This is a genomic window from Paenibacillus sp. TAF43_2 (assembly GCF_052113545.1).
In the GTDB taxonomy this organism is placed as follows: Bacteria; Bacillota; Bacilli; order Paenibacillales; family Paenibacillaceae; genus Pristimantibacillus.
In genome coordinates, this window is the sequence record NZ_JBFRDK010000120.1 from 1 (window position 1) to 20,533 (window position 20,533).

Annotated in this window: 24 protein-coding genes; all 24 read right to left on the reverse strand. The window is 44.9% G+C overall.

Features of this window, described 5'->3' with window-relative positions; translation table 11 throughout:
- Positions 1-1,841, reverse strand: a 1,841-nt coding sequence (locus tag AB4Z17_RS22340) for a sensor histidine kinase (protein WP_441962149.1), incomplete at its 3' end; no start/stop codon positions are given.
- A gap of 171 nt (positions 1,842-2,012) precedes the next feature.
- On the reverse strand, positions 2,013-2,396 hold the full coding sequence (locus tag AB4Z17_RS22345; RefSeq protein WP_441913204.1) for an ATPase: 384 nt from the start codon (positions 2,394-2,396) through the stop codon (positions 2,013-2,015).
- A 104-nt stretch (positions 2,397-2,500) separates the two neighbouring features.
- A complete protein-coding gene (locus AB4Z17_RS22350) occupies positions 2,501-3,346 on the reverse strand; it encodes an ABC transporter permease (RefSeq protein ID WP_441962150.1) in 846 nt (281 codons plus the stop codon).
- The gene (locus AB4Z17_RS22355; protein WP_441962152.1) at positions 3,343-4,293 is read right to left on the reverse strand and encodes an ATP-binding cassette domain-containing protein; all 951 of its coding nucleotides are present in this window, start codon (positions 4,291-4,293) and stop codon (positions 3,343-3,345) included. The genes AB4Z17_RS22350 and AB4Z17_RS22355 overlap by 4 nt, the downstream gene beginning before the upstream one ends.
- The gene (locus tag AB4Z17_RS22360) at positions 4,290-4,499 is read right to left on the reverse strand and encodes a PLD nuclease N-terminal domain-containing protein (protein ID WP_441962154.1); all 210 of its coding nucleotides are present in this window, start codon (positions 4,497-4,499) and stop codon (positions 4,290-4,292) included. The genes AB4Z17_RS22355 and AB4Z17_RS22360 overlap by 4 nt, the downstream gene beginning before the upstream one ends.
- A 37-nt stretch (positions 4,500-4,536) precedes the next feature.
- Positions 4,537-4,758 carry a sigmaY antisigma factor component gene (locus tag AB4Z17_RS22365; protein WP_441913211.1) on the reverse strand — a complete coding sequence of 74 codons (222 nt, stop codon included), beginning with the start codon at positions 4,756-4,758 and terminating at the stop codon, positions 4,537-4,539.
- Complete coding sequence (locus AB4Z17_RS22370; RefSeq protein WP_441913213.1) at positions 4,746-5,084, reverse strand: YxlC family protein; 339 nt, start codon at positions 5,082-5,084, stop codon at positions 4,746-4,748. The genes AB4Z17_RS22365 and AB4Z17_RS22370 overlap by 13 nt, the downstream gene beginning before the upstream one ends.
- Positions 5,071-5,604, reverse strand: coding sequence for an RNA polymerase sigma factor SigY (gene sigY, locus AB4Z17_RS22375; protein ID WP_441962156.1), 534 nt, complete (start codon positions 5,602-5,604; stop codon positions 5,071-5,073). Before sigY ends, AB4Z17_RS22370 begins: the two co-directional genes overlap by 14 nt.
- A gap of 148 nt (positions 5,605-5,752) precedes the next feature.
- Positions 5,753-7,294 (reverse strand): PH domain-containing protein, encoded by a 1,542-nt coding sequence (locus AB4Z17_RS22380; protein WP_441962158.1) that lies wholly within the window; start codon positions 7,292-7,294, stop codon positions 5,753-5,755.
- Positions 7,278-7,757, reverse strand: a complete 480-nt coding sequence (locus AB4Z17_RS22385) for a PH domain-containing protein (protein WP_441962160.1) — start codon at positions 7,755-7,757, stop codon at positions 7,278-7,280. Before AB4Z17_RS22385 ends, AB4Z17_RS22380 begins: the two co-directional genes overlap by 17 nt.
- 24 nt (positions 7,758-7,781) lie before the next feature.
- On the reverse strand, positions 7,782-9,002 hold the full coding sequence (locus AB4Z17_RS22390; RefSeq protein ID WP_441913243.1) for a M24 family metallopeptidase: 1,221 nt from the start codon (positions 9,000-9,002) through the stop codon (positions 7,782-7,784).
- A 63-nt stretch (positions 9,003-9,065) separates the two neighbouring features.
- Positions 9,066-9,551: a hypothetical protein gene (locus AB4Z17_RS22395; RefSeq protein ID WP_441913220.1), complete on the reverse strand. Its 486-nt coding sequence runs from the start codon at positions 9,549-9,551 to the stop codon at positions 9,066-9,068.
- Between the two features lie 21 nt (positions 9,552-9,572).
- Positions 9,573-9,998: a hypothetical protein gene (locus AB4Z17_RS22400; RefSeq protein ID WP_441962162.1), complete on the reverse strand. Its 426-nt coding sequence runs from the start codon at positions 9,996-9,998 to the stop codon at positions 9,573-9,575.
- Entirely contained in the window at positions 9,995-10,141 is a 147-nt protein-coding gene (locus AB4Z17_RS22405; protein ID WP_441913223.1) for a hypothetical protein, read from the reverse strand. Before AB4Z17_RS22405 ends, AB4Z17_RS22400 begins: the two co-directional genes overlap by 4 nt.
- A gap of 45 nt (positions 10,142-10,186) precedes the next feature.
- On the reverse strand, positions 10,187-10,336 hold the full coding sequence (locus tag AB4Z17_RS22410; protein ID WP_179089950.1) for a hypothetical protein: 150 nt from the start codon (positions 10,334-10,336) through the stop codon (positions 10,187-10,189).
- Between the two features lie 35 nt (positions 10,337-10,371).
- Positions 10,372-11,262 (reverse strand): hypothetical protein, encoded by an 891-nt coding sequence (locus AB4Z17_RS22415; protein ID WP_441962164.1) that lies wholly within the window; start codon positions 11,260-11,262, stop codon positions 10,372-10,374.
- A 13-nt stretch (positions 11,263-11,275) separates the two neighbouring features.
- A complete protein-coding gene (locus AB4Z17_RS22420; protein ID WP_441962165.1) occupies positions 11,276-12,211 on the reverse strand; it encodes a type II secretion system F family protein in 936 nt (311 codons plus the stop codon).
- Positions 12,204-13,619, reverse strand: coding sequence for an ATPase, T2SS/T4P/T4SS family (locus AB4Z17_RS22425; RefSeq protein WP_441962166.1), 1,416 nt, complete (start codon positions 13,617-13,619; stop codon positions 12,204-12,206). The genes AB4Z17_RS22420 and AB4Z17_RS22425 overlap by 8 nt, the downstream gene beginning before the upstream one ends.
- On the reverse strand, positions 13,574-14,422 hold the full coding sequence (locus AB4Z17_RS22430) for a hypothetical protein (RefSeq protein ID WP_441962167.1): 849 nt from the start codon (positions 14,420-14,422) through the stop codon (positions 13,574-13,576). The genes AB4Z17_RS22425 and AB4Z17_RS22430 overlap by 46 nt, the downstream gene beginning before the upstream one ends.
- A 2-nt stretch (positions 14,423-14,424) precedes the next feature.
- The gene (locus tag AB4Z17_RS22435) at positions 14,425-15,144 is read right to left on the reverse strand and encodes a flagellar biosynthesis protein FlgA (protein WP_441876963.1); all 720 of its coding nucleotides are present in this window, start codon (positions 15,142-15,144) and stop codon (positions 14,425-14,427) included.
- A 246-nt stretch (positions 15,145-15,390) separates the two neighbouring features.
- Positions 15,391-15,741 (reverse strand): type II toxin-antitoxin system PemK/MazF family toxin, encoded by a 351-nt coding sequence (locus AB4Z17_RS22440; protein ID WP_028609438.1) that lies wholly within the window; start codon positions 15,739-15,741, stop codon positions 15,391-15,393.
- A 3-nt stretch (positions 15,742-15,744) separates the two neighbouring features.
- Positions 15,745-16,026: a CopG family ribbon-helix-helix protein gene (locus tag AB4Z17_RS22445; protein WP_028609437.1), complete on the reverse strand. Its 282-nt coding sequence runs from the start codon at positions 16,024-16,026 to the stop codon at positions 15,745-15,747.
- 227 nt (positions 16,027-16,253) lie between these two features.
- Entirely contained in the window at positions 16,254-17,438 is a 1,185-nt protein-coding gene (gene alr / locus AB4Z17_RS22450) for an alanine racemase (RefSeq protein ID WP_441913234.1), read from the reverse strand.
- Positions 17,439-17,586: 148 nt separating this feature from the next.
- The gene (locus AB4Z17_RS22455) at positions 17,587-18,792 is read right to left on the reverse strand and encodes a DUF4367 domain-containing protein (protein WP_441913235.1); all 1,206 of its coding nucleotides are present in this window, start codon (positions 18,790-18,792) and stop codon (positions 17,587-17,589) included.
- Positions 18,793-20,533: the final 1,741 nt, after the last annotated feature.

Genomic DNA, 20,533 nt, shown 5'->3' on the forward strand with positions numbered 1-20,533 from the left:
CCCATATAACCATCCGTCGGAAGGGTTTCTTCCAACTGCTCAAAATATTCGAAAACCTTCAAAAATTTATTGCTCGGAATCCCTTTTCCCGTATCCTCAACAGTGATAGCTACCCTATTGTCCAACAAACTCGAATTAACCCTTATCCAGCCGTTCTCTGTATGCCTGATTGCGTTATAAATGAGATTATAGAGCACCTGTCTAAGTCTGCTTTCGTCTGCAACTACCCATATATCCACTTCCACCTGATTGTCTAATCGCACCGACTTCCCAGCTAGCTCGAATTGCAGCACATCAAATACGATCTGGACGGCTACTCGCAAATCCACCACTGTCATATGCAGCCTTAATTCTCCATGCTTCAAACGGCTTACATCAATTAAGTCATGAATTAACATAGATAGTTTAGTGGAAGTATCCTTGATCAACCAAAGATTTTGTTTTTGCTTTGGCTGCAAATTATGATCCTCATCCTTAAGCAAATGAGCTGTCATGTTCATAATACCGTGCAAAGGTGTTTTGATCTCGTGAGAGGTACTCATCAAAAACTCATCCTTCAGTTGATTGGAAACGAGCAATTGACGGGAGAGTATTTCAGCTTTCTCATAGGCATTCGAAAATCTTACAGCAAGCAAAATATTTATAATGACAATAAATCCGATAATACCGAATGTTCCCACTAAATTAGTGTCTACGACATTCGTCGAGTAGAGACCATCATAAAGGAGAAATACCATCAAAGAAACACCGCTCCCAATGAACAGAAGCCATTCTTTCCCTTCAGACGAAGTACTCTCACTGCGTATGTAAAATACAGCCATTTTCAAAATAATATAGGAGACCAACAGCCCTAAATAATATAAAGTTAAACCTTTTACATTAATGTGAACGCTGTACGGCAGCAGCAAAACAGCAGCAATATAAAGGATAAATGGCGTTTGAAACAGCTTTAAGTTTCTCCGCGACAATAGACTAGCATCAAATGAACAAAAAAATATAATAATGACCATAGCACTTAAAACTTGGCTCAAATCAAGCAGCTTATAAGTGATGTCGAATGGAATGTTAGGAAGCAGCTGTTGAAATATTTTTTCACCATTCAGTGAACGCTCTAAAGACAAGATTAGCAGGTACAATCCGCTAAGCAAGTAAGCTTTATTCCTCCGCCCAAGATAATAAAAGATAAGATGATACGCCCCGAACATACCCATAATCAAAACAAGTCCAATTCCTATACCTAGCTGTCTGCCATTCATCTTGCTAATATCGTAATCCAATCCGAACGAAATCGAATTGACGATTCCCCCGGTGACAAACTCATAATTGGATACCTGAACGACAAGCTCAACTTCCTTCATTTCCGTTTGAAAAAAAGCGCTAGAAGGCGTGTTTCCAGGCTTGTTCAATTTTTTACTCGAGGATGGCTGTCCACTTTCACTTTCCAATTTGCCATTAATAAATAGCCGATGAGCCATCCGGATACTTCTTGTTTTCAGACCCAAACCTTCCTTTTCATCTTGGAGCAGAACCTTAAGGCGATACGTCCCAAAGCCTTTTCGAGCCATACCTCCTTCAGCGTTTTTCCCTGTCCAAGTAGCAGGTACAGATAAATAAGAAATTTCCGAATTATTTTGGTGAAAATCGGCAGGCGTAAGCAGCTGTCCTTCGTAAAATTCCCATTCACCATCAAGAAAGACAGGGCCATCCTGCTCGAGGCTCCAATTAGACAAATCCAGCACTCCACGCTTCGCTTGCGGCAAGTCCCGGTTAGATTGCGTTAATATCTGCAGGCTGGCTGTCAATAAGATTGTAATAAGTAGAAATACTGCTATTTTGATCAATCTTTTAACGCTCTCTCTGTGCAATGCAGTAGCCCCTTCCACCGTTCATAACATTTCGTCCATTTTATCACCTCAAGCTCACATAAATCTCTATAATTCTATGAACAAAAAAAGACTGCTCCGCGGTCACCAAAGTGACTACAGAACAGTCAATGCTCAAAGCTATTCTTTTTAAATCCAAGCCTTTAAATTAACCTGACGAATAAAGTCCGCTGGGCTAAGCGTCTCCGTTGCCGTACTCTCTGGCTCCGCTTCCGCTTCTACTTCGCCGTTCATAATTCGTTTAAACAATTCTTCATTATGTGTAGCAAGAGCAAAATCAATTAAAGCCTCACGTTCAATGCGGTCAACCTCATCTTGAATGAGTACCTCTTCAAGTTCTACATCTTCATCAGGAATAAGGAAATTACGATTCGCAGAGGGTACTCTGAGCACGTAATCAAATACATTATCCGCATTGCGGTCGTAAGCTATAATATAACCATGTTCCCCGATGGGCAGGTTTTGTTCATATTGGTCAGCCACAATGACGACCTTTGTGCCTAGCTGTAGCATCGTCCTCAACTCCTGTTTCTTCGCCGCTGATTCTTTCACTACTATCCTACTAAAAAATGATAGCGGTGTCCAATCGAAGAGAGTTGATAGACGGAATAATTACATTATTCAACAGCTGGACTTCTGCGAAGAACCGTTGCTGATAAGCTAATAGACGCTGCAATACATATCATTGTGATCAAAATCGACCAACCGAATCGACTATTATTTTCTATACCTGATACCGCGGCTTGATAGGCAAAACCGCTTAATGCGCCTGGACTCCACCCCAGTGCCTTAGGAAACAGCCCCGTCAAAATGGATAAAATGACAGCTCCCCCCAATGCCGAGAACGCCGCAGCCGCCGGACTCCGAAGCAGCGAGCTGAAAAGGAGCGTAATCGTTGCTACAAAGGTGAGCCACAAACCGTAGATAAGCAAGCTGTTAAACACCTTATCCATTGGAGCATCGCCGATCAACAAGTCTGTATAGTACCAAGAAGCAAGATAGCCCGCTATAAATGAACCCCAGGTAAGCATAACGATAGCGGTCCATTTGGAGCAGATGTAGGATAATACCGAAATCGGCTTTACAAGAATAAGTGATGCTGAGCCGTTGATACGCTCACCTGATACCGTCCCCATACAAACGAGCACGAGAACAAGAACCCCTAGTGTGCCAAATTGCTGCAGTGTTTGTGCAAGAACCTCAGTACCAAGCGGCGTAGGAATTTCGATAACCGTTCCCTCCGGCAAACTTCCTGCCTTCTCCAATATGACTGGCATGAAATAGGTTGATACCGGCTGCATAATACCGAGCAATATAAATACTAATGGCACCCATAGCAGCTTAAAGCTTCGCATAAGTTYGAGAAGCTCCTTTTGAACCATAACCATGTATCGAGTAAAGCTTGACGATCCAGCTGAAGGAACAGTAACTGTCTGTAAACGACTCATTTCTTTTGTACTCATGCAGTCACCACCCTCATAAATAAATCCTCCAATGATGAATGACCAATCACCAATTTGCTTACCTTAATTTGTTCTCTCGTCAATTCTTCAAGCAAACTCCGTCTAGCTGCATCCACTTCGTTTACAGTAAATCGTGCAATGCCATTGTACAATTGAACATCTTGAAAGAGACTAGTTTTGCTGCTATTCGTAAAGGCCGGCTGGATACGCTCTACATAGGAGGATAACCAGCGTTCTGAATTTGCATCACGTTCAATCTGAAGCTCAATGATCGGTTTACGATGCTCATTGCGAATCTGCTCAATCGCTCCTTGCAGCGCAACTTTCCCATTCCGAATAATAATGACATCATCACACAGTTCCTCGGCATCATGCAGAACATGAGTCGAAAAAAGCACCGTCATCTCCCGCTTCAGCTCACGCAGCAATTCAAGCACCTCTCTGCGTCCAATCGGATCAAGCGCTGAAACCGGCTCATCCATAACAAGCAGCTTAGGCTGATGGACAAGCGCTTGAGCCAGACCTAAGCGCTGCTTCATGCCTCCTGAATAGGAGCCTATTCTCCGCTTCGCAGCAGAGGAAATCCCGACACGCTCCAGCAACGCTTTGGCTCGTTTTTTGGCCTCTGCAGCGCTGAGACCGCATAATCTACCTGCATATATCACATATTCCGTTCCAGTCATCCAATTATAGAACGAAGGTGATTGCGGCAAGTATCCAATCAACTCACGATGATTGCCTGCTTGAGCAGATCCCATAAAATCCATTTGTCCTGCCGTCTGCTTAAGCAGACCTGTAATCATCTTAATTGTTGTCGTTTTCCCTGCTCCGTTCGGTCCTAGAAGGGCAACACAGTGGCCTGTCGCAATCGAAAAATCGATTCCAGCCACTGCATCAACTGTACCAAACGTTTTTGTGAGTCCCTTCACCTGAAGCAATGCGCTCATCTTTCATTCCTCCTTCCAGCAATAAAGAAGGCGATCGGGCCAAAAATATTTACAAATATAATAATTAAAACCCACATGAGCTTAGGACCGCGTGTGCTCTCCGCCTTAGCGCACAATACCAATGCAATCACCATTAATATCAATTGAATAACGATTATTGGTGCAATGATAGGTAATATTTCCGACAATTCGATTTGATWWTTCATTATAAAGCCCCCCTAGTTCGATTTAAAAATGATCAGGCTATTCATTTCCTTTTCCACGGCGACGTGGAAACCATCCGCTCCGCACAAAAATAAAATAAAAGAGAAGCGGCATCGGCGCCTGAATCAACCCCCATAACCCCCAAAACCAAGGCATACTGTCCCTTTTACGAGCATCAATGAATAGCCACGTTGATTGTGCGATCAAAGCAGAGATAAGCAAAATCCATCCCCAAATCGGTATGATCTTCAGCTCTTCCATGTTCGCACCTTCCTCAGGCCAAACGTTATGCCAACAAAACCTATGCCACCAACGGCAATGACCACTTGAAGTACAGTGAACCATACCAAGTTACGATTCAACATCCACATCATCATTCCAAAAATCAAACAAGCTAACAGCCAAAAAATCAAAAGATCCTTCCATAGCTTTCTTTTCATTTGCTGCTTATGCGCATCCACCATGTCCTCGAATCTTTGCAGCTCTGGAACATGCGGTGCATGAATAGCATCAAATCGATTTAATGTCTCTTGCAGTTGATCGTCGAACCACTTCTGATCCTCTATGTCCTCTTTAAGCTTCTTCATGCTCCGTTAGCTCCTTCCGCAGCTGCTTTAACCCATTATGCAGCCTTGATTTTACTGTCCCTACTGGGATATCCAGCATCGAGGAAATTTCCTCTTGTGAGTAGCCGTAATAATATTTCAACAATACCGGTATTCGAGTATCGCTATTCAGATCACCTAATGCTTGAAGCGCCTCGGGCCATTCATCTCCTCGCTGCAAAGTATTGTAGCGAATGGACCTGAGCGACTGCTCCTCTTGCACCCAATGCTTTTCAAGCTCGTTTCGACGAATGCGATCAACAACAAGTCTTGATGCTATCGTTATAAGCCAAGTGGAAAATTTGGCTTTACTCTGAAAGGTCGCTATTTTTTCAATCGCTTTAAGCATCGTTTCCTGTGTGACATCCTCCGCACGTGTTTTGTTCATCGTTACTTTAAGTGCGTATTGATACAGAAATGAATAATTTTGTCGCAGCAGTTCAGAGAGCGCTCGCGAATCGCCGCGAACTGCTTGCTTAATTAGCTTCGTCTCGTCATGCACGAGCGCGCAACCTCCTCTTTTTCATTCACTTGTAGCTTAGACGGTTCACTAGCACATTTCGTTCATTTCCTTTTAAATTTATTTTTTTAAAATAAAACAACTGCGGAAATAGTAGCTCTTCCGCAGCTGTTGTAAGCAAAACCTTATTCTATTGTTTGTTATGACTGCGGCTGTACCAATTCCATACAGGCTGCAAGTCCGCACGATCGAGTGATTTCACACGATATTCGTAAGGGCTGCCCAGAACCCGAACCGCTATTGCAAACAGATTTTTCTTCTGCTGCCAAATGGAGCGGCTTACTCTCATCGTTACAATTTGCGGGCGCCTAACCATATAAGTTGATCGTGATAAAAAACGATTGCGAAGCGTTAACTGGCCTTCTCCCAAATAAACCCCCGCAGCGTTATAGCAGCTTTTTCTCCACAAAATAACTAGCGGCAACAATATCAGCGACCATAACCCATCTGCTTTAAATAATACGACTAATGCGATACATAAAAGCAGAGTAATCAATAACTCAATTCTAACGTAATAAATGAAGGCACGTTTCGGCGCACGGATTAGCTTAGCTCTCGAAGGAATGTTCATTTGAGGAACAAATTCTTCGAGTACAGTTTGAATATCGGAATACTTGAGAAAAGGATGCAGCATAAGCTGTTCCTTTTTATCCGATGATACGATTTGAAGCTGGATTTCCGCATAACCAATCGCCTGCCGCAGTGGTCCYTCGTTGACGATAACAGCCTGAACCTTCTTCGGGTCAAAAACAAACGATTTTTTCTCAAGCAAACCATAAGAAACTGCAATTTGCCTGCCATCTCTTTTAATGGAGAAGCCGCTATACTTGAGCACGTATAAAACGATAGACAGAAGCCATGCCAGCACAATTCCTATAACGACAACAATTACGATGAGTATGTAGCTTGGCATTAAACTAGTTGAATCCTCGACAACCGTTTCAAAAAAGTGATCCGGGAGAAGTTGATTGATAATATCATCTGCAAAAGAAAACAAACCCGCCAAAAACGCCGCTACGAGACCAAAATTAGTCGATGTCGCAGCTGCTTGAAGAAGCTGCGCAGCCGATAACGTTATCTCCGATTTTTTGGTGCTGGCCAAGGCAGCCGGAGCTTGCGGTGTAAGCGGCTTATTGTTTATTTTTACAACAACCTGCTCATCAGCCTGTTCATTGACCGCGATATGTTCAGCAGCCGGATCAGTCGGTACAACGATCGACGACGCTTGTTTTCTAAGCATGTACTGGATGTCATTTGCTTCTTTTATAGAGAGTGCCGGCAATATCCCATCTGCCTTCTTATTGCCGCCAGGCGTCTCGATCTTCACTTGAGCAACCCCGAGTATCCGCTGTATAAGCGGCTGCTCGACATTAACGGAGTGGATACGTGTATAGTAGATCGTTTTCTCATCCCTGAACAACAAGCCTTTTCGAATGATAATACGATCCTCTTCCAGCCAAAATCCGAAACGCTTCCATTCAAAAAAACTAAAGACTAATAATACGACAGATAACACGGCTGCCCCGGTATACCAGTACCAATTCAAATTAGTCCAACTGGTCCCTTTCAATACGCCGATCAAAATAACAGGAATAAAACCTTTAATCGTATTCAGCAGTCCGAACAATATATAAATTGGATGAAGCGTGCGGYGATCATTMATCCTGATCATCCACCTTAGCCAAAATTCCAATTTTGCGTTTCAACTGCTCTGCTTCCGATTGCTTCAAACCACTGATCCGGTGGGTTGTAGCAGCTGTAACTATTGATACGCTAGCCAGATCATACTTCCGCATCAGAGGACCGCTCTCAAGCTCGACATGCTGTACGCGTACCATCGGAACAAGAACATTGCTCAAAAAGATAAGACCTGATTGAATTTCAAGCTCGTCGTCAAACAGCTCATATGAAAATCGCGTATACTTCATTTCTGGAATAACCCAAGTGAACATAATAAAAGAGATGGCAAAAATGGATAATGCGATCCATCCTGGTATTAGCGTCCAATCCCAAATCGTTGCACAAGAAAAATAGGCGATGATTAAAGCGAGAAAAATACCGTTCGTGATTAGCTCACTAATGCGATAAACCGTAATATAATCACGATGAAGCCGATTCGTTAACTTTCGATTCATTTCTATCGTTTCCCCCTCTATTTGTTAAGGCAAAAGAATGAGCTCCGCCTTGGAACGAGTCAGCGCCCTAGCGCCTTGCTCCGTAATTAAATAGCTATTCTCAATACCCACCACGCCTTCTCCCGGAAACGTGAATTTCGGTTCAACTGCGATAACCATGCCGGGCTGCAGAGGCATTTGAAAACCTTTTGCCAGTACAGGCCACTCATCGATTTCAAGCCCAATGCCATGCCCTAGAAACTTGGCTTGATCCGCACCATAGCCCATAAAATGATCCGATAGCTTTGCCGCTGCACAGCTCTCAAGCGCAGCCTCGTAAAGCTTTGCGCAAGGGGTGCCAGGAATCATAAGTTTCTCAGAATCAGCAATTACTGACTCCGAAACCTTGTAGGCATGGTGAAGGGTTTCAGAAAGCTTCCCTATTACGGCTGTACGTGTCTGATCGATAACATATCCATCTACACAGCAGCCAATATCAATTAATATTGGTTCATTGCGTTTGATGATTGATCTGCTTACGCTTTGCGGCGATGCCCCGCCAAGACCAAGTCCGCCCGCAGGTCCGTCAAAATAGGATGGAACCGCTGCTGCAGCTCCCGAAATAACCATACCGGTCGTTATCTCTTGGTTATAGCCGCGCATGCGCATCAAACCAATATGTCCGCGAATGCGAAGCTCATATTCAACACGCGCCATCCATTCAAGCTCGCTGATTCCTTCCTTAAGGTCATTCAGCGCCTCGCTTAATGCTTGTGCCACTACTTCGGCAGCTGCCTCGATACGGCTTATTTCCCATGGAGATTTAATCATTCGCAATCTCCGAATGTGAGCTGAGCCATCCATCAGCTCGCAACGTCCCGATGTGCCAAGCAGCTCCGTCAGCTTGATGTATAGCTGCGCTGGAAGCACATCTAGATCGGCGGCTATCCGCAGCTCCTCTCCTTTGTTAAACAAATACGCATAGTTCTTTGCCAGCGTTTCTCCAAAAACACGAAAAGCACCGAGTTCCTCTACCTGAATGACCGTCTCCAGCTTAGCGCGTTGAACGCTGCGACGTACATAAAAGGTAGGTTCCCCAATGCTTGGAATAAATAAATAACCCGATTGCATAGATCCGCAAAAATAATATAGATCTACATTTTGAGTAATAAGAAAACCATTAATACTTTCTGCTTTCATAACGTCCTGCAATAGCTCAATTCGTTGTTCGATAAGCTCAGCAGGAACATCTGCTTTAATATCCATCACTTCGTTAATCAACTCCTATTTATTTCCCTCCCCTTATTACACCAATTTTCCAAATTTTCGTCAACCTGCTACCAGCTCCGCCGCCCCCTTAATATCCCATTCAATGGCATCCATCACTTGAAACGCTCGCGGATATACGATATGTACAATCAACACAACTCCCGGCCGATTAAGCGTCACCTCATAATCAAAGGTTTCATTTCGATAAAGGTATGGAAAGGTTTTTTCATCATTTACGATCTCAAATACAAGCACCTCAACTCGCTCTTTCAGAAATGATTCCGGCAGCGGCATGCCTTGTTCATCCAGCCTTAAATTTTCCCGCAAATATAAAGTCGCTGCCGCTGCCGCTTCACCTGGAGATAATCGAAGCACGCCATTGCCAAGCGCCGCTGGATCAAGCTGTTGTGCAGCTGCATGCGCAGCTCGATTAATCGCTCGCTTGCTTTGGAACAAGGTGCGCATCGCAAGCTCCTCTTCAACCTGAAGCAAATGAATCGATATCCAGACCGTCATCATCAACACGATAAGCAATAGCTTGTACATCGATTCATTCACCTCTTTCCGTTATGGCAAATATTCACTCATTTTCATTCCAAAAGCCCGCATTCGCTCGCTCGGCAGCGGAGGTGCCAGACCAATTAATCGATCTATTTCAAATAAATCCTCATACGGGTAGCTAAGTGTCAACGAAATGCCGGTCCCTCTTACAACAGGGGCGCTAGGGTTTGAAGCTGTGACACCACTCGTTGTAGCTAGTTTATATTCGATCTGGTCAGCCTGCATGCCATAGCGAGCCATACGCTGCCTAGATTGCACTTGCATTTCCTCGCTAATGTAGCCGTAGGTTCCACTAGCGCCTATTTCCAGTAAATAATCTACCTCCTGCTGCAAAACAGCTTGTCTAACAATGAGAACATGCTTATAAATGGGCGAAAACATAAGCCAGCATAAAAGCCCTGCAAACAAAACAAAAACCAATATTTGCTTCATGGACTCATTTCCCTAATATGGCTGCTTATCGAGCTGCCTGCCCCATCGATTTGCTTCTTCATTCCCTTATCACCATCAGCAACTGCTTGATAGCAAATAATTACGGCAATAAGCAGCAGCATCGATACAAGTATTGAGCGCAATAATGGAACACCTCCGCTCTACTTTATAAATTTATGCAGCTGAGCTTAAGGAAGCAGAGCGCCAATTTTCGTATTGGCTGCTGTTCCTTGCGATTCGATCTGACTGCTAGTTCCAGTCTTGTCCTCAGCGATGATTGAGTTAAACAAAACGATAACAACAACAAGCATCATGACTGTCATCAAAATATTACGCATGCTACCACCTCCTTTCCAAAATAACCGATTAATGATTAGCCTAGCGATTCAAACAGCTTCTGTCCTTCTCTCACCCATGGATATATAAACACTTGAAAGGTATACAAGATGGGGATTCCCGCGATGACAAACAAAAAATAAGAGGTTGATTCCTTACGGCTTTCTTTAGCCAGCTCCAGCTTCTCTTTATAATCCTCTATACGTACACGCAGCAGTTCGTAATATTGCGGACTCTCATGGAGTCGAAGCGCATCAATCGTTTCTACAAAGCTCAAAGCCTCCTCCGTTCCGAGCCTTTGCTTAAACCGTTGAAGTGCGCCGCCCGCATCGTGATACCATTCAGCCAGAAGCCGTTCAAGATCATAGCGCATCGCTCTCGTAAAGGGTACACATCTTAGAAGCTTCGCATGAACATGCAGGGAGGAATCGGATAAATAAAGAAGCTGCCTGCTAATAATGAATATTTCTTTCGTAATTTGCAGGGTGCGCACCTTGCGAATAGAACGCAGCCATATTAGGTCGACATACAAAACAAGCATCACAATGAGTAAGCCTGGACCCGCATACGACATGGGGATATAGGCGTTTATACGCTCATACCATGCAGCAGCCAAAATAATCATCCCGCTTACACCAATTAATAATAATCGCCTTGCAAAAACATACCAAGCTGTATCGATGGTTACACCACAGCCTGCGAGAAGCAGCTCCCGCTCTATAAACGACGGATGCTGCCTTGAAATAAGCAAAAGCCGCAGCCACTTGTCGGGTGCTTGCCTCGTTCGCCACCCGAATACAGCGAGGTGCTTCCATCTCGATGGCCGCTCCGGCCACAGCTGCAAAAGCATATAAATCGCAGCCGCGCCGCCTATGCACTGACTTATTAACAGCGCTAACCGTATTGATACTCCTGTCCATTCAGGCATTTACTGCCTCCTTTCACATCTTTTTGCGTGAAAGCCACAAACCCATTAGGAACGATGCAAAGATGAGCACCATTGCATTTAGCAGCATATCTCTTCCCATCGGGTCAACGATGTAGTAATAATAAGAGTTATCTTTGTTGTATCTGAGATTAATGCCTACAAATAAAGCTAGGAACAATATTGGCGTGAAGTTAGCTACACGAATTTCTAGCAATCGATTTCGTTCCTGCTCGCCCGCTCTTCTTGCCTTGCGCATATCGGTTAGAAGCTCTTTTAAGCTATCTGTTATAGGAGCTCCCTCAACAAGCGCCACCCGCAAAATATGAACGAAATAATCCGCCCACAAATGGCCAAGTGAAACGGAGAGCAGCCTCAGGCTTGCTTCATCATCGCCTCGAACCGATAAATTACGATACAGCTGTTCAAAAACAAGCTGCATCGGTCCGAGCAGCCTTCTCTCCTCCACCGTGCGCTGCAGCGCAACCCTGACATGCCGCTCACCTGTTACGAGATAACATTGATAAAACAGCTCCACCGCAGGCAAAAAATCCATTTGCGTCTGCATTCTGCGGTGTACCAGCAATGCTCGTAATATTGTATAAGGGAAAAACCCTAGCAACGCGCCGAACAACAAGGTTCCTTTGACGCTTTGAAAAAATATGCCCCCAGAAGCAATCCCCGCAAGCAGCAGCAATCCTGATACACAAGCAAAGGTAGCAGGCGTTATTTTCAATCGGAGCGTCTCGAGCAGTTCATTCAAATGATCATGCAGCCAGCTATATCGTCTGAACCCTTCAGCCAGCTTCTTGCGCCAGCCGTTATTTGCCCGGTAAGCCAGCTTGCTTCTAAGCTGCTGCTCAGCCGACCACAGCTTGAACAGGTGATACAACGCGATAAACATTAAGCAAAATAATAAGGATGCCGCTGCTGCTGTGGAAAGTTTATTCATCGTGGTGTCCCCCTGTGATTAGCCTGCTAGCCGACCTCACAGTTGGCTCCATTGGAAATTGCCAATCATTTCGCGACTCATCAAATCTTGCCCAGTCTCGAACGATTGTCTGCCCATTCTCCCAGCATAGCTCCCCTATCCGACTAACGACTCGCCGTCCGCCCAAGTAACTCATTTCAATGCCGACTTCGGTTACATACTGTGTAATTCGTTTTGCGAGCCGTTCAGCGTTCATGCCTCTTCCGTCGAGCATGCACATATCGGTTATCGCCTCTGGCACATCCTCCAGCCTATTCGCATGAACGGTCGTCATGCTTCCGGTATGCCCACGCGTGCATGCACGGACATAAATGTTTGCATCCATGTCGCGAATTTCGGCATGGATGATGCGCTGCGGCGACTGCCTGAGCGCGAGCTTAAAAGCTTGATCCGAGCGATGATAGGAATCCTCTTCATCGGTCATATATTCCACAACGTTTTTATTTGGAAAATCACGCCCCAGCATCATCTCAAATCGACTCTCAATCGTAATGATTCGTTCTTCATCAGGTAGCTCAGCAATTAAAGCTTTCATTAAATTGGTTTTTCCAGAGTTCGTCGGTCCAATTATGACCATATTGAATCGTGCAGCTAAGATGGCTTTAAGCAAGCTCTCTACTCGCGCATTAATCGTCTGGTATTCCTGTTTACTTAATGTCTCAAGGCTGAAGCTTCGTACCGTGTAGAATCGAATCGTTAAGGTCGGGTTTGCCGTGAAGCCAAAACCTGTCATCGTAACACGCGACCCATCTCGCAGCATCACCTCTGCCCATCGTTTACGCGGGTTGATGCGGTCATTATTGTAGAGCACTAAATTTTGCTGGATGCGCTCCACCTCTCGAATGTCGTTAAAGCGGTAGCCTGAAGAATTTGTAACCCCATTCTTTACCGTAAAAATCCTCTCGCCAACGACTTGTATTTCCTCCAAGCCTTCCTTGTCAGCAAGCACCAGCTCCAGAACATTCAATCCTATGACTTCCGCAAATAACGCCTCTGCGAGCGATTGAAACGAATGCTGTATATTAGCTGCTCCATGTATTCGAAGCCTAATTAATCGATCCGTGATAACCGCAAGAATTTGCTCACGCTCCTGCGCATAACCAAGCACTGCACGGTTCAACGTCTCGCTGTATTGCCTGCGCTCTTCCTCGCCAAGCCCGTGCGGGGCGCTTAAATAAGTTCGAATATCATCGGCAAGCTTGCCCATTTCCTCTTGTCCGTCCGATGGCAAATAAGAACCAACTGCATCATGCTCACGTTTTTCTTTCTCCGATTGCATTTGAGCTGCGAATTGGGAAGGCGAAAATCGATTTTGCCCCGCTGTCACGAACTCGTACCATTGCGATGCGCTAACAGTTTGCGATACCAAGGCTGTACTGCAACAGAAGTGCTCATACTGCGTATATTATGCCTCTTCATCATTGCTTTGGCGGGCTCCTGCATAACCTGCTTGCCCTCCGTATCAACCTTAAGCCACTGTGCATACGTCCCACTATCCAACTGACTAAAAACTGGCTCGCTTAATTGAAGCTGTCCAAGTGCCTTTGTTCCCAGCTCTTTGCAAATATGCTTCATCTGATAACCTCCGTTTCTCCATGGACCGTTGATAATGACCGAATCGTATTGTTCAGGCGCGACTTCAAATAATGGCGATACTTGGCCTATCCAGCGTCTTCCATCCTCTTGAAAATGCGATAATGCAGGAGTTGTAACGAGTATGCGCGAGCCCGCTCTACGGATAGAGCAAATAGTCGCTGCGTTGTCCCAATAGGCACCCACATCCAAAATGACAAATGCAAAAGTTTGTTCCGCAATAGAAAGCAAATGCTCCGCTTCTTCTGGTGTGAAATATTCAGCTTGATCTCTCATGAGATTACCGAACAGCACCTGCAAATTCGGCTGATCTGGCACAGAATATACGGCCCTGCGAAGCTTCTCCGGCGTCATCGTATAGGAACGAAGCTCTGGACGAAGCTTATCAAGCGTTACAAGCGGCTCGTCTACACCGATATACCGATGGATCTTCGCGCTTTTGAGATTAAGGCATAAGTAGCCGATTGGCTTGCCGCATGCTTCCGCCATACGATATGCGGTTGCAAACGCCGCGATTGTCGTTCCGATATTGGGAGTCGTGCCAATAAATACTGCAAGAGGCGCTGGTGTTCCATTCACAATTACTCAGCCTCCTCTCCAGCAACCAAATCAAGCGATGTCGGACTATAAGCAACAACTAGCTTCAAAGAGCCTCCCTTGCATAAGCTGTCGAGCTTAAGCCACTGTTCCTCCGACAAATTTAAATTCAAATAATCAATCATTCCGTTAGCTTCCCGCCTAGACGCATACATTTGCTCTTTATTTCCCTCTGCCAGCGAAAATAAATTCGGGTTCTCAATATTATCTATTTCGACGTTGCCAGATGTCTTGACCGAGGCTACAGTAACTGCCTCAGAGAAAATCCTCATCGAGGGAGACGCATCACCTGAAGCGTATAGAAGCACCTTGTCACCTGCTCTGATCCCATTCGAAATCGAGCGTATATACTCCTTCGGAATTTGAAATGTCGACTCGCTTCTTCTAGGCTGCAAATAATAATCGTCGACCTTCCAGATCAAGAGAGGCTCCCCTTTGCCAAGGGGGATCATCGTTTCCTTCCCAGCAGCCTGCTCCAGCTTCAATACCATGTCGGAGACATAAGCAGATTGCGGAACCAATTTGTACTCTAAGTCGCTTTCCTTAAGCCGCTCGCCTGCCCCAATAAATCGTTTGGGTACGAGAACAGCTACCGTTTCCTCCCCCTGGATTTGAATTCGTTGCAGCTCATACATGCCATACACGAGGCTTGCCGACAACACCGCAGCTGTTAAACTAATGATTGCATTTCGTCTCTTTTTCATCCCCATTCCTCTCTGAGCACAAAAAAAGAACGCAGCAGCAGCCAACTAAGGCGTACTACGTGCGTTCTTCGCATAATAAAGCTCATATATAGGTTTGCAATAAGTAATTGAGTTCATAATAGCAAATTGAACTTTCATTTGTCTATCATTATTTTTCCAAGTTCAACAACATTCAGTAAAAGTCGACAAAAAAAGCCATTCAGCAGAAGGGAAATCCCTTCCTATGCCAAATAGCCCTCTCACTCATTAAAAATCAATTAATCCAACGCTGATTAACAAAGCATCATCAACTTTGCGCATAGTTTCGTCATCCAAATGCGTAATCTTATCCGTTAATCTTTGCTTGTCGATCGTTCGAATTTGTTCAAGCAATACGACGGAATCACGATCAAACCCATGGGCGGCTGCATCCATTTCAACATGGGTAGGCAGCTTTGCCTTTTGAATTTGAGCTGTGATTGCAGCCACAATTACCGTTGGACTAAAACGGTTTCCAATATCATTCTGAATGACCAAGACGGGGCGAACACCACCCTGTTCCGATCCGACGACAGGCGATAAATCCGCAAAAAAGACATCTCCACGTTTTACAATCAACCTCTACACCCCGCTAACGAGACGGCCTAACGTATGATCTGCTTCTTCCTCCGCTTGAAAAGCTTCCGAGGCCATGTTCAGGTTTATTTTCGCCATTTCCATATACCCGCGCTGCATGGATTCTCGAATTTGACGTTTTTTGCGCTCCACCAAATACAGCTTCATGGCTTGCCGAATAAATTCGCTGCGGTTGGAGTTTTCCTTGGCTACAATCCCGTCAACCTCCTCCAGCAAGTGATCTGGCAGGCTAATCATGATTCTTTTGGTATTTTGTACATTGGCCACCGAACTCGCACCCCCAAAACTTTTCCATAACCTTAATACACATTATGACAATATATTGCCGTCGCTATACTTCAACATATCTATGATAGCCGTATATCAAATATGCTGTATGTTTTCATGTATAGCCATTATAGATGATCTGCCTTACTACATTCGAGATATTTGGCGAAAATCCTCTTCATTTACGAAAAATTGTAAGATGAAACAATTACCAATTTGAATGATGTTTAAGTTAGGGGGTTTTGCACAGCTATTATTTGGTTACCTCTGACATATACGCGAGGTACTCGTGTAGCAAGCATGCAGATTAATTCATAATTTAACGTTCCTAGCTGCTCAGCTACTTCCTCCACTGTAATAGCCTCATTGCCCTGGCGACCAATGAGCACAACCTCTTCACCTGGCTCAATTGGCAACGCTCCCGCATCAGAAGCAGCATCAAGCGCTATCATACATTGATCCATACATATCGTACCTCGGATTGGCACTTTTACACCTCGTACAAGTCCGTGGGCTTTACCCGTTAGCATGCGACTAAAGCCGTCTGCATATCCAATCGGAAGTGTTCCGATGACTTCTTCGCTTTTTGAAAAATAACGAGTGCCATAGCTGATTCCCCAGCCGGCAGGTACTTTTTTGACCATAACTACTTCTGTTTTCAGCGTCAAGACCGGCTTCAGCTCCACTCGCTGCTGATTAACTTCTTCAGAAGGATAAAGACCAAACATACTAATTCCCAATCTTAGCATACCATCCGCAAATTGCGGAGTGTCAATGCCTGCAGCGCTGTTTGCCGCATGAATAATCGGTATAGGCAATCCATTCTGCTGGACATAATCTGCCACTTCTCGAAATCGCTCGTATTGCATGATCGTATAGCTCTTATCCTCTTCATCCGCACGCGCATAATGCGTAAACAATCCTTCAACTTCAACTTGAGGTATCTGCAGCGCCTTTTCAATAAAAGATATCGCAGCGTCCTTCCCGATTATGCCGAGCCGTCCCATTCCGGAATCGATCTTGATGTGAACTTTAAGCTTTCGTCCACTTATGTCAGGCGGCAGTTTTGCAGCTGCTTCCATGATGTCATCCCTGAACAGGCTTATTGTAATATCACTGCTTCTAGCGACAGACAAGGCATCCGCAGCCACGAATCCAAGTACAAGAATCGGGGTTAGGATGCCTGCCTTGCGCAATTGCAATGCTTCATCAAGAAAAGCGACTCCTAAATAGTCCACGCCAAAGCGCTCTGCTTCCCTTGCTATTTCTACCGCGCCATGTCCGTAAGCGTTAGCCTTAACGGAAGCCATTAGCTTGCAGTCCTGTGGCATGGCATTGCGAAAAGCTTGTAAATTATGTCGTAATGCATCAAGTGATAATTCAACCCTAGTCGGGCGATAAAACGAATCCAAGTCTTTCACCTTCTCCTCATCTTTCAGCCACAACAGTCCGAGCAGCAAACATCAATAGCAATAATGTTAAACCTTGCTGCTAAGACTGTCAATGAAACGAACCTCGGATTTGGCTAGTACGTCTTGGAAATTCGTTCTTTTCCCCGCTTTATTTCCCGATTTCTCCCTGTACCGACTGTGCGACCTTAAGCATTTCGGACTCAGGCAGATTTGCACTGGTAAGCCGGAACTGATGACCCTCGTAAGTCCAGGTGAGCGTCTGTTGTTCATCACCGCTGAGCTGACCCCACGTAAAGCCTAGATCGACCATCACCCCATCTACTAAGGAGACTGCTTGATCTTTTGGCTCCGTCTGAATCAACGTGTAGCTATAATCGCCAGTGTAACGTAGCATCAAACCTGGATTACCGCCAAACTTGATATCAACTAATTCCGGCTCGCCCACGCCATCTGGAATGTACGAAGGTTCCATTGCTGTGAAATTAGTAGCTTCAGGAGCAGTGCCCGTTGCAGCTCCATCGCCTTCATTTTCCGCAGCATTGCCGCTATTATTCGTTTGATTATTACCGTCTACTGCACTGTCAGTTCCTGGCTTATTCCCGTCTTTGTCCACTTTATTGCCTGGGGTTCCTGCTTCTACTTCAGTATTCGTATTTGTTCCCTTGTTGCCGGGTTGCTCCGGCGTAGTCATCGTTGGCTCTTCCGTCGCTTGATTAGTAGGAGCAGTATTCATGTTTGCTTCTGTCTCAAACACAGCTTTATCAAATTTTGGACCAAAATCAAATTTGTCAAATTTCACTTCGACCATTACCGTTGCATTCGTATCGCTGACCTCAACCTGAACCGGCTTGTAGTCTGCTTTATTAAGCCAAATTTTTTGACGAGACAATGACCCATTGTTGTAATTAGCCATGACATCAAACACGTAAGCATCTTGATCGATTACAAATTGCCGTGAGTTATCAACTAGAATGCTTTGAATGAGCGTTTGATATAAATATACTTGCCCTTGGTTTTGCGGCCAATCGCTTTGGAAGCGGAATACTTTATTCAGCTTCGGTGTGAGAACGAATACGCCGTCGTCATTGCGAAGCACGATTTGTGTAATGTCCTTCTCTTCATTTGTCAGCTTGATCCGATAAAATTGCGGCTTTTGATAGGAAACCTCCACCTTGTATTCGAGTGGCTGCTGTCCCGTTCGCAGCGTCATCGTCCCGCTTCCTTGATAGCTCTCCATACTGTTTACTACCTTGTCGAGCTCCTTAACCACGGACTCGGCGTCCTTCGTTCCGCAAGCTGCTAATGCTAATGAAAAAATTAATAATATTGCCGCGGTCCATGTCATGCGACGCATGTAATCATCCCCTCTGCACATTGTTTTTTACTGGCTGATAACATGTCTATGAGGGGACTTGACCAATTATGCGGACTAGTTTGACAAGCAGGGGCTTGGATCAAAATATATGGCTATCTCAGCTCATTTTGACGCGCTAATTTAATGCGCCGCCGGTTAGCAGCAGCATCGCGGCATCTAAGCGCATAAATACACCTAATCCTCCAACTACTTTTCAAAACTGCTCTAATAGATGCACTTCTGCACCTATATGCTTTATTTCCATCATATTTGTTGTGAACAGGTGCACTTCTGCGCTTATTTACACTCCACGATCGMTTCACGCATACTCTAATCACACTACCAACACTCTGCCTGTACAATTCACATATGATCCAATCGCACTCCTTGCACACTTCACAGACTTCACAAATGCACGCTCTCTCACGTAACCGGCCGCAATTCACAACAAATTTCAAGAATATAAAACTAACTAGTTTAGTGAGCACACACCTGTTAGCAGCGGCATCGCGACATCTAAGCGCATAAATACACCTAATCCGCCAACTACTTTTCAAAACTGCTCAATTAGATGCACTTCTGCGCTTATTTACACTCTACGATCGGTTCACGCACACACATCCAGTCGCCACACCCTACAAGATCCAAGGATTCAAAACTAACTAGTTTAGTGAGCACACTCCGATTAGCAATAGCATCGCGGTATCTAAGCGTCTAAGCGCATAAATACACTTATTCCACCAACTACTTTTCAAAACTGCTCAAATAGATGAACTTGTGCACCTATTCTTGTCATTTCCAGCTCATTTATAAAAAACAAGTGCACTTCTGGGCTTATTTACACTCCACGATCGATTCACGCACACTCTAATCACACTACCAACACACTCTGCCTATATAATTCACATACAGTCCAATCGCATTTCTTACACACTTCACAAAAGCATGCCCACACATCCAGTCGCCACTCCTACAGATGCCAAGAATATAAAACTAACTAGTTAGTGAACATTCCCGGGTTATCAACAGCATCGCGGTATCTACGCGCATAAATACACCTAATCCGCCAACTACTTTTCAAAACTGCTCAAATAGATGCACTTGTGCACCTATTCTCGTCATTTCCAGCTCATTTATTAAAAACAAGTGCACATCTGCGCTTATTTATACTCCACGATCGGTTCACGCACACTCTAATCACACTACCAACACTCTACCTACACTATTCACATGCAGTCCAATCGCACTCCTTACACACTTACAAATGCACGCCCCCACACATCCAGTCGCCACTCCTTACAGATGCCAAGAATATAAAATTAGTTAGTTTAGTGGGCTCACTCCGATTAGCAGCAACATTTAAGCGCATAAATACACTTATTCCACCAGCTACTTTTCAAAACTGCTCAAATAGATGCACTTGTGCACCTATCTGTGTAATTTCCACCTCATTTATTAAAAACAAGTGCACTTCTGCGCTTATCTATACTCACAATCGGTTCACGCACTCTCCAAGTACACCACCTTCACAATTCAAATACAGTCGATTCACACTCCAACACTCTTTCCGAAAACGTATTTAGGCAGCTAAAGTATTGTAGAGGGGGCCTAGGGGGTTTCGGGGTTTCGGGGTTTCGGGGTTTCGGGGTTTCGGGGTTTCGGGGTTTCGGGGTTTCGGGGTTTCGGGGTTTCGGGGTTTCGGGGTTTCGGGGTTTCGGGGTTTCGGGGTTTCGGGGTTTCG

Excerpts from the sequence above, each read along its gene's own strand:
- AB4Z17_RS22435 (WP_441876963.1), bottom strand. The coding sequence starts at position 15,144 with ATGAAAAAGAGACGAAATGCAATCATTAGTTTAACAGCTGCGGTGTTG.
- AB4Z17_RS22415 (WP_441962164.1), bottom strand. The coding sequence starts at position 11,262 with ATGCCTGAATGGACAGGAGTATCAATACGGTTAGCGCTGTTAATAAGT.
- AB4Z17_RS22455 (WP_441913235.1), bottom strand. The coding sequence starts at position 18,792 with ATGCGTCGCATGACATGGACCGCGGCAATATTATTAATTTTTTCATTA.
- AB4Z17_RS22420 (WP_441962165.1), bottom strand. The coding sequence starts at position 12,211 with ATGAATAAACTTTCCACAGCAGCAGCGGCATCCTTATTATTTTGCTTA.
- AB4Z17_RS22355 (WP_441962152.1), bottom strand. The coding sequence starts at position 4,293 with ATGAGCGCATTGCTTCAGGTGAAGGGACTCACAAAAACGTTTGGTACA.
- AB4Z17_RS22410 (WP_179089950.1), bottom strand. The coding sequence starts at position 10,336 with ATGCGTAATATTTTGATGACAGTCATGATGCTTGTTGTTGTTATCGTT.
- AB4Z17_RS22370 (WP_441913213.1), bottom strand. The coding sequence starts at position 5,084 with ATGAAGAAGCTTAAAGAGGACATAGAGGATCAGAAGTGGTTCGACGAT.
- AB4Z17_RS22390 (WP_441913243.1), bottom strand. The coding sequence starts at position 9,002 with ATGGATATTAAAGCAGATGTTCCTGCTGAGCTTATCGAACAACGAATT.
- AB4Z17_RS22365 (WP_441913211.1), bottom strand. The coding sequence starts at position 4,758 with ATGGAAGAGCTGAAGATCATACCGATTTGGGGATGGATTTTGCTTATC.
- AB4Z17_RS22400 (WP_441962162.1), bottom strand. The coding sequence starts at position 9,998 with ATGAAGCAAATATTGGTTTTTGTTTTGTTTGCAGGGCTTTTATGCTGG.
- AB4Z17_RS22395 (WP_441913220.1), bottom strand. The coding sequence starts at position 9,551 with ATGTACAAGCTATTGCTTATCGTGTTGATGATGACGGTCTGGATATCG.
- AB4Z17_RS22345 (WP_441913204.1), bottom strand. The coding sequence starts at position 2,396 with ATGCTACAGCTAGGCACAAAGGTCGTCATTGTGGCTGACCAATATGAA.